Genomic DNA, 8,486 nt, shown 5'->3' with positions numbered 1-8,486 from the left:
GCAACCGGAGCTACAGGTGCCACTGGCGTAACTGGAGCAATCGGCGCTACAGGTGCGACTGGTGCCACAGGCGAGACTGGTGCAACCGGTCCTGCATTAACCAATGTTCATGCATTCGCAGCTAATACGACTGGAGCCGGAATTTCCGTCCTCTTGGGGGGAACTCCCATCCCACTTCCGAACAATCAAATACTGAGCGGCGGCATAACGGTCAATGTAGCAAATGATACGTTCACTGTGCCGGTTGCCGGCGATTACTTGATTACTTACCAAGTGAATACGACTACAGCGTTAGCATTAGGCACAAGGCTCATTATTAACGGCGCCGTGAATACGCCAAGTACACGACCCGTTGCTCTTGCTGCATCCAGCTTTAACAATGTCATCATTACTACACTTGCCGCAAACTCAACGATCACACTAGAGCTATTCGGTTTATTAGGTGGAGCTACACTGCTTTCCGGCGGTGCCGGAGCCGCGTTAACGATTGTCCTGTTATCTTAACAGCATGTAGAATCATTGTATGTAAGGCCTCTTGAGCCAGTCACATATTGAATCAGGCCGATCGCCAGTAGTTTAGCCCGGTAGGCGTTTAACCAACTATACTTTCCCCCACACAAACGCCTATGCAATCAAGGAACTTCCTGCATAACCTACTTTCGTATCCACAATGCAGGGAGGTGCAAAGCACAATGTCTGGACATATCGGCGGAGCTTTCACGAATACAGGAACGATTCTCGTCCTCTTCATCCTTCTTGTCATCGTCGCATGCAGCTGCATCGGATTTGGCCACATCGGCGGTTACGGCTACGGTAAATACTAATTTTTAGTAAAATAGCAGACGGCTGCGGGTTATTCGCAGCCGTCCGTTATTTGATTCTCATACCAGCGCTTCTCATCCGATCTACATAAGCGGCGGTCATTTCACATTAATATGAATATTTCCTATCGATCTAGAGACCATATATTCTAACGCGCAACACTAAGGAGATGAAAGCCTTGTACTATTATAAAGAGGAGTTAATAAACATCATCCAGCCAGATGAGCCTGACCCGGCCGCGGCAAAGGTGCTGTAGGAGGCGCTTGGCGGACAGTTCGGCGAAATGCGGACGATGATGCAGTTTTTCTTTCAAAGCTCCAATTTTTGAGGTAAAGAAAAGAAATACCGCGATTTGCTCCGAGGCCTATTCCTAGAGGAAATCGCGCATGTTGAGCTTGTCCAGAATACAATTAACCAACTGCTGGACGGCGCTGGTCTTTCAGAGCCGGGTAACATAGGAGAAGATCAAGCGCTGCTGGATGAAGCAGTAAAGCACGCGAATCCGCATCATTTTATCGTTGGCGCTAAAAGCTCCCTCCTGTCGACGCTGGCGGCAATCCTTGGAACGGTTCGTGGGTGTACGCACATGGCAATCAAATTGCTGACCTATTGAATAACGTTATGTTAGAGTCAACCGGTGTACTGCAGAAGACCCGAATCTATGAAATGAGCTCCAATAAAACTTTAAGGGAGACGATTCGGTTTTCTTATTGTGCGCGATAATGCACAACAGAACGCTTTCGCCAAAGCGCTCGAAACGTTAGGCGTCGATTGGGGCAAAACATTCCCCGTACCGAATTACGATATCAACAAATATCCGGAATGCAGAAAATTCCCGGCATTTCCGGACGTTCTGGAACTGGAAACCCTTGCGGGGGTGGAATAACGGCTAATGTTCCATTGTTGCGGCTTGGACTTTCACCTTGGAATACTTGAGCGATTAAGGTTTCGTCCAGTCGAAAATTGAGCATCCGATCTGTTTTGATAAATTGCTTCTAGAGCGGCCGTCCCCAAGGGTATCCTGCTTTCTAGCGGAGATCGGCCGCCTATTTTTTTCGTTCACCTTCCTATCGCTTATCTCACCTATTTCTGCGGTACTGCCCCCCTACTTCATATAATACTTGCGTTATTTGACCGAGCGAAGCATGTCTGACCGTATCCATTAAAGTTTCAAAAATGTTGCCGCCCGTTCGAACTGTTTCTTTCAACCTTTCTAGAGCAGCCTTGCATTCCGCTTGATTCCTTAGCATAAATTCAGCTGTTCTCTGAAGCTGCGCTTCCTTCTCTTCGTCTGTTGAACGAGCAAGCTCAAGCTCATGCTGTTCCTCCCCGGGAGGCTGCACGAACGTGTTAACTCCAATAATTGGCAGCTCGCCTGAATGTTTCTTATGCTCGTAGAGAAGTGATTCCTCTTGGATTTTGTTCCGCTGATATTCGGTCTCCATCGCACCTAAGACTCCGCCCCGCTCATGTATGCGCAGAAACTCCAGCAGCACAGCCTCCTCTACGAGATCAGTCAGCTCTTCGATAATGAACGAGCCTTGAAGCGGATTTTCGTTCCTTGTCAGCCCCAATTCACAGTTAATTATGAGTTGAATTGCCATAGCACGACGAACAGATCGCTCCGTCGGTGTCGTGACGGCTTCATCATAAGCGTTTGTATGAAGTGAATTACAATTGTCGTATGTGGCAATGAGTGCCTGTAAAGTTGTACGAATATCGTTAAAATCCATCTCCTGCGCGTGTAAAGAACGGCCGGAAGTTTGAATATGATACTTCAGCTTCTGGCTTCGCTCATTGCCTCCGTACTTATACTTGATTACGGTGGACCAAATTCGTCGTGCTGCGCGCCCTAACACGCTATATTCTGGGTCAAGCCCACTACTGAAAAAGAACGAGAAATTCGGTGCAAACTGATCGATCTTCATGCCTCGGGACAAGAAATATTCTACATATGTAAAGCCATTAGCCAGCGTAAAGGCAAGCTGCGTAATTGGATTCGCTCCCGCTTCAGCAATATGATATCCGCTAATACTGATGGAATAATAATGACGAACCTGATTGTCTATAAAATATTGCTGGACATCCCCCATCATCTTCATCGCAAACTCCGTTGAGAAAATGCATGTATTCTGCCCCTGATCTTCCTTCAAAATATCAGCTTGAACCGTGCCGCGCACGGTCTGAAGCACCGACACTTTAACCTGTTCATATTCCTCTGCACAAATCTCGCGGCCGTGCTCGTCAGCAAATCGATCGACCTTCTGATTAATCGCTGTATTCATAAACATCGCAAGCAGTATCGGCGCTGGTCCGTTGATCGTCATCGAAACGCTTACTGAAGGTCGGCATAAGTCGAAGCCCTGGAACAGCTTGTTCATATCATCCAGCGTGCAGACGCTGACGCCGCTGTTGCCTATTTTGCCATATATATCGGGTCGCCGATCTGGATCTTGACCGTATAGTGTAACACTGTCGAACGCTGTGGATAGACGTTTAGCCTCATCACTATGGCACAGCAGATGAAAGCGCCGATTCGTTCTCTCCGGCGTTCCTTCGCCTGCAAACTGACGTCTCGGTTCTTCATTTGTTCGTTTGAATGGAAAGACGCCAGCCGTATATGGAAAATAACCTGGTAAATTCTCCTTTAATAACCAGCGCAGAACATCCCCCTCATCCTCATACCCCGGCAGGCTTACACGCGGAATTCTCGTTCCTGCTAGAGAGACCAAGTATAACGCCGATTCAGTCGAGTGACCATCGCTGCCGGCAGACATTACGATTCGATCTTGGCGGTAAGCTTGACGAAGCTGCTGCCAATCGGTTAAGCGTTTACGATTTTCTGGATGGAAGCGTTCTTCATAACTGCGATACACATCATTTAGCTTCGCTGAAAGATTTTTTTTATCATCCTGAGAGAGCTGTGGACCTTCATAGACTTCAATGATGTCAACCGTTTCACGTAGATGGGCTAACTGTCTCGCCAATTGCGATTGTTCGTCAATAAACCGTTTGTATTCACGTACGGTATGAACGATTTCTCCTAAATAGCCTGATCTTTCCGGAGGAATAATGCGGCTTGATATCGCTGACTTCTGTATAGTGGGAGATATATTTTCAGCATTGGGCTGAGGCCAGCTGCATTCCGTTTTATTCTTCAGGAACTGCATAAGGTAATTGAACAGCTCTGTTGTACCGGGATCATTAAATTGACTAGCGGTCGTGCCGAATACGGGCGGCTCTTCATCTGGTATTATGGACGACTGTCGGCTGAGTATAAATTGCTTCCGAACAGCTCGAATCGCATCCTCTGAGCCACGCCGCTCAAATTTATTGAGGACGATAAGATCTGCTAGATCGATCATCGCAATTTTTTCAAGCTGCGAAGCCGCTCCAAATTCACTCGTCATCACATATATCGTTACGTCGCACAGATCTACGATCGCGGCGCTGCCTTGACCAATACCGCAAGTTTCAACGATGACTAGATCGCTTCCCATCTGCTGCATGATATGGATTGCCTCTTTCGATGCTGCGCTAATTTCTGAGTTAGATCCGCGCGTTGCCATACTTCGCATATACACATTCGGATGGTGAATCGCATTCATCCGAATCCGGTCTCCAAGCAGCGCACCCCCCGATCTTACATTGGAAGGATCAATGGACAGAATAGCGATCTTTCGCTCCGAATATCGGTCAAGAAGACGCCGCACGATTTCGTCCGTCAGTGAGCTCTTGCCTGCGCCGCCTGGTCCGGTAATTCCGATAACCGGCACTTTCGGCACATTCACCGCCAGCTGCTCCAATACGGATCGTTCAGAAGATCCGGCTTCATACATAGAGCTCGTATGTTCTTCAGCTAGTGTAATAAGTCTGGCGGCTGCACTCCAATTCCACGACTTCAACAGAGCAAAATCCTTAACCGGAAGCTTAGGGGTCATAAAATCACATTCTCGGACCATGTGATTGACCATGCCTTGTAGTCCAAGAGCACGGCCATCGTCTGGAGAGAACACTCGAGCGATTCCGTAACGATGAAGCATCTCGATCTCCGATGGAATAATGACTCCGCCACCGCCTGCGAAGATGCGAATATGGCTTGCGCCTTCATGTCGAAGAAGGTCGTACATATATTGCAAATATTCCATATGCCCGCCTTGATATGAACTGATTGCTATCCCTTGTGCATCCTCTTGAATTGCACAGTACACAACCTCTGATACGGACCGGTTATGACCGAGATGAATAACCTCAACTCCGGATGCTTGCAGAATACGTCTTATAATATTGATCGATACATCATGTCCGTCGAATAATGCTGTTGCTGTTACAAATCGGACATGACAGCTCGGGCGATATGGTTCGGTCTCTGTCATTGCTATCCTCCCCTTCGCTCGATTATGCGGAATATGATTCTTGTTACAGTCTATTCTTCATTCGTTGCCCAATTACATCGATAGAACTTCGATTTACTGAGAGACCTTCGATTTGGAAATTTGATTGCGACATCATATGAAGAGTCGCCTAATTAATAGAGGGCTATCCTGAGCGTCAATTAATTCATGACGCTTTGGACAGCCCTTCTTCGTTCTGCTCCTAATAGCTACATAGGAGCATTTTACCGAACATACATTGGATTTAATGCCATTTACTTAAGGTATGCAAGTTATCTTCAGTCCCTTGTCCTGATTATATGTTTCAAGTCTGTAAATAATGCTTTGTGCGCGACAGGTTCCCACGTCTTTGAGAATATCCCTATTTTACTAGTTTGAAGGCCAATCGAGAAAGATCCGAGCAGATTCCAGTCCTCTCCCAATGCCGACCTGTAGAAAAATTGATACAAGGATTGTTTCTTTACTACCTTCAAACAAGCCGACTTTTGCAAATAGACGGTTTCGACCAACAGAAACTGATCTCTGTTCTCTGGGGCAAACAATGTAATTTTCTCATTCGTATCCATTCCATACAACAGTTTTAAGCCTTCGTGAAATTTAATAATTAGACCACTGTGGTAAGGCTTTATCGTTCGGTCTGGCACTTCAACCTTTACTTCCATTTCAAAATCGGCGTTAAAATCTACATTCGTCAGTAACTGTGGCGCATCGTCTTTCACAATCCAGGTATCATAGACTGTCTCTGAAGAGTGAACAATTGATATACCTTCATTTGTTACAGCAATGACATCATCTCCATAATTTCGTTCCGTAAAAGTCTGTTCTTTTTTATACACTGTCTTTTCTTCAAGCTGACGTTGTAAGGGCTCTGTTATGAGAGAAAGATAATAATCCGTGAACCGTTCCTCTCTCTTCATATTTTCGTCAATCAAACGCTTGATTGTACTTACATCAGGGTCAGAGGACGCTACCATATTTAGTAAATACAATTTGACGTGTCCCCATTGATCGACTAGTTCATCCCCCAGTTGTTTCAGTCTGTTGATGCTTTCCTTGTCGGGTAACAGACGTTCCACATATTTATACAAGGTGTTATAATACACTGTTTTAAAGTTTAAATGGCTCCATATCGAAATAATCTCCTTGTTTTTTGATGCATGATACCAATCCAGTACAACTTCCTCCGGGTAGCGAATCGACGCTTCTCCCTTTTTCAGATGTTGCAAGAATAATGCATGATCGTTCATTACATTTAAATAGGTCCAGTCTTTAGAGTGGGACATATCTCTTGCGACCGTAAAAACAACTGGTGACTCACCTGGTGTGATGTACTTGAAGAACGAATTGTTCAGGTCAAACAATTCTTTATAAGGCATCGTGAAATCTTTATAAATTGGATGAGCTCCGCCATCAATATGCATATTATCCAGAACAAAATAAATGTTTCGCTGCTTGTCAAACCCTTTAATAATGAAATAATGCCTATGGTGCTCCAGTTTGTAATTTGAGTTATAGTGCAGTTCAAACAGGTCACCTGGAACCAGTACACCGAAGCCTTTCATTAATTGTGCTGCAATCAAATCGTGAAATTCTGCCTCGTCGCGATAAGATTGAACAGCAATCTCAATCCCGAATTTATGCTTCAGCATTTCTTCGTAATAACGAATGAAGACGAATTCCGAGTAGCCCCCATTTTCCGTGATCATTCTTTGATACGGTTCGGATAAAAAGCAATTGCTGAAACTTGCATAGAATAGAAATGAATCAAAGAATCCGCGTTCATAAGATTCAAACAAAATGGCAAGCGGCTTGTAGAAGCAATCTAGCTCTTTCCATGTGTAACGATCTTTATTTTCTACAACACTCGTTAGAATTTTAAAGTTATTGCGGATATTTATTTCTGTAATGAAAGTGTTATTAGGTCTGCGTTCGACCTGATAATCATATTTTTTCATAATGGTTTCGGATAATTGCGCTACTGTTGGATTTTGATAAACATCCATAATTTGGCATGGGATATTGTCTTTCCTGAGCAAAGTAATCATTTGAATGGTTTTAAACGAATTACCGCCCAGATCAAAAAAGTTATCCACAACGCTTACGCGTTCGACGTCCAGTACCTCTTGCCAAATTTCCGCAATCCAAGCTTCCGTCTCTGTCCGCGGTGCGACGTACACTGAGCTGCAGAGAGCTTCTGCCTCAGGCTTCGGCAGCGCCTTCCGGTCTAATTTTCCGTTCGTCGTTAATGGCATCTGGTCCAGCTGCACGAAATGTGCCGGGATCATATACGCAGGCAGTGTTTCAGCTAAGTTAGACCGCAGCTGCTCTATATTCGGTTCACTGTCGCAGACGATATATGCACACAACGCTTTCTCCCCGCTCGCCTCCTCAATCGCTACAACCACCGCTTCCTTCACAACCCTCTGCTGCTGCAAGACGTTCTCGATCTCACCCGGCTCAATCCGATAGCCGCGGATTTTCACCTGCGCATCCATCCGACCCAAATATTCGATGCTGCCATCCGGTAGCCATCGGCCCAGGTCTCCCGTCCGGTACATCCGTCCGCCCGGAACGAACGGGTCGAGGACGAACTTCTCCGCCGTCAGCTCTTCACGGTTTAAATACCCCCGTGCTACACCGTCTCCCGCAATACATATTTCTCCCGGTATGCCCACAGGCTGAAGCTGGTCTACTCTATCTACAATATACAAGCGCAAGTTAGAAATAGGTCGCCCAATCGGCACAAGCACAGTATCCTTATCTTTCATACAATCGAAGTATGTGACATCAACCGTTGCTTCCGTAGGTCCATACAAGTTGATCAGTTGTGTTCCGTTCGCTTTACCAAAGCTGCACCAGAATGCGTTCACTTGATCAGGCAGCAACGCTTCACCGCTGGCAAATACCTTTCGCAAGCTCGACAGCAGTGTAAGCTTCTCCTGACTTTCTGTATATTCCATAAATAACCGAAGCATCGATGGAACAAAATGCATAATCGTAACCTTATACTTCTGAACAGCCTCTATTATGGCTGCTGGGTCTTTCTCTACCCCGATAAGCGGCAGGTACACTTTCGCTCCATACAGCGACCACCATAACAATTCCCATACGGATACGTCGAAACTGAAAGATGTTTTCTGTAAGATAACGTCATCCGCTTGCAGCGGATATCGTTCCTGCATCCAGACCAGCCGGTTAACAACCGAGCGATGCTCCACCATAACCCCTTTCGGCCGGCCTGTCGAACCCGAGGTGTAGATGACATACGCC

At 45.9% G+C, this 8,486-nt stretch carries 4 protein-coding genes and 1 pseudogene; 3 read left to right on the top strand and 2 right to left on the bottom strand.

Going from position 1 to position 8,486, the window contains the following annotated elements; all coding sequences use genetic code 11:
* From PXY01_RS22490 to PXY01_RS22485, 3 genes and pseudogenes are all read left to right on the top strand, one after another.
* Positions 1 to 504 (top strand): BclA C-terminal domain-containing protein (locus PXY01_RS22490; RefSeq protein ID WP_444980864.1); only part of this gene is annotated, 504 nt, incomplete at its 5' end.
* 188 nt (positions 505 to 692) lie between these two features.
* A complete protein-coding gene (locus PXY01_RS23125) occupies positions 693 to 824 on the top strand; it encodes a hypothetical protein (protein WP_262385136.1) in 132 nt (43 codons plus the stop codon).
* Positions 825 to 1,000: 176 nt separating this feature from the next.
* Positions 1,001 to 1,657 (top strand): annotated as a pseudogene (locus tag PXY01_RS22485) (manganese catalase family protein); the annotation flags it as partial.
* A 244-nt stretch (positions 1,658 to 1,901) separates the two neighbouring features.
* On the opposite strand, the gene icmF reads toward PXY01_RS22485, so the two are convergent.
* Together icmF and PXY01_RS21465 are read right to left on the bottom strand one after the other, a co-directional pair.
* Positions 1,902 to 5,198: a fused isobutyryl-CoA mutase/GTPase IcmF gene (gene icmF / locus PXY01_RS21470; RefSeq protein ID WP_127573115.1), complete on the bottom strand. Its 3,297-nt coding sequence runs from the start codon at positions 5,196 to 5,198 to the stop codon at positions 1,902 to 1,904.
* A gap of 296 nt (positions 5,199 to 5,494) precedes the next feature.
* Positions 5,495 to 8,486, bottom strand: a 2,992-nt coding sequence (locus PXY01_RS21465; protein ID WP_127573113.1) for an amino acid adenylation domain-containing protein, incomplete at its 5' end; no start/stop codon positions are given.

This window comes from Paenibacillus xylaniclasticus, from assembly GCF_004001065.1.
GTDB classification, from domain to species: domain Bacteria; phylum Bacillota; class Bacilli; order Paenibacillales; family Paenibacillaceae; genus Paenibacillus_T; species Paenibacillus_T xylaniclasticus.
The sequence above is the reverse complement of the archived record's forward strand: the minus strand, read 5'-3'. Positions and strand labels throughout refer to the sequence as shown.

Excerpts from the sequence above, each read along its gene's own strand:
- PXY01_RS23125 (WP_262385136.1), top strand. The coding sequence starts at position 693 with ATGTCTGGACATATCGGCGGAGCTTTCACGAATACAGGAACGATTCTC.
- icmF (WP_127573115.1), bottom strand. The coding sequence starts at position 5,198 with ATGACAGAGACCGAACCATATCGCCCGAGCTGTCATGTCCGATTTGTA.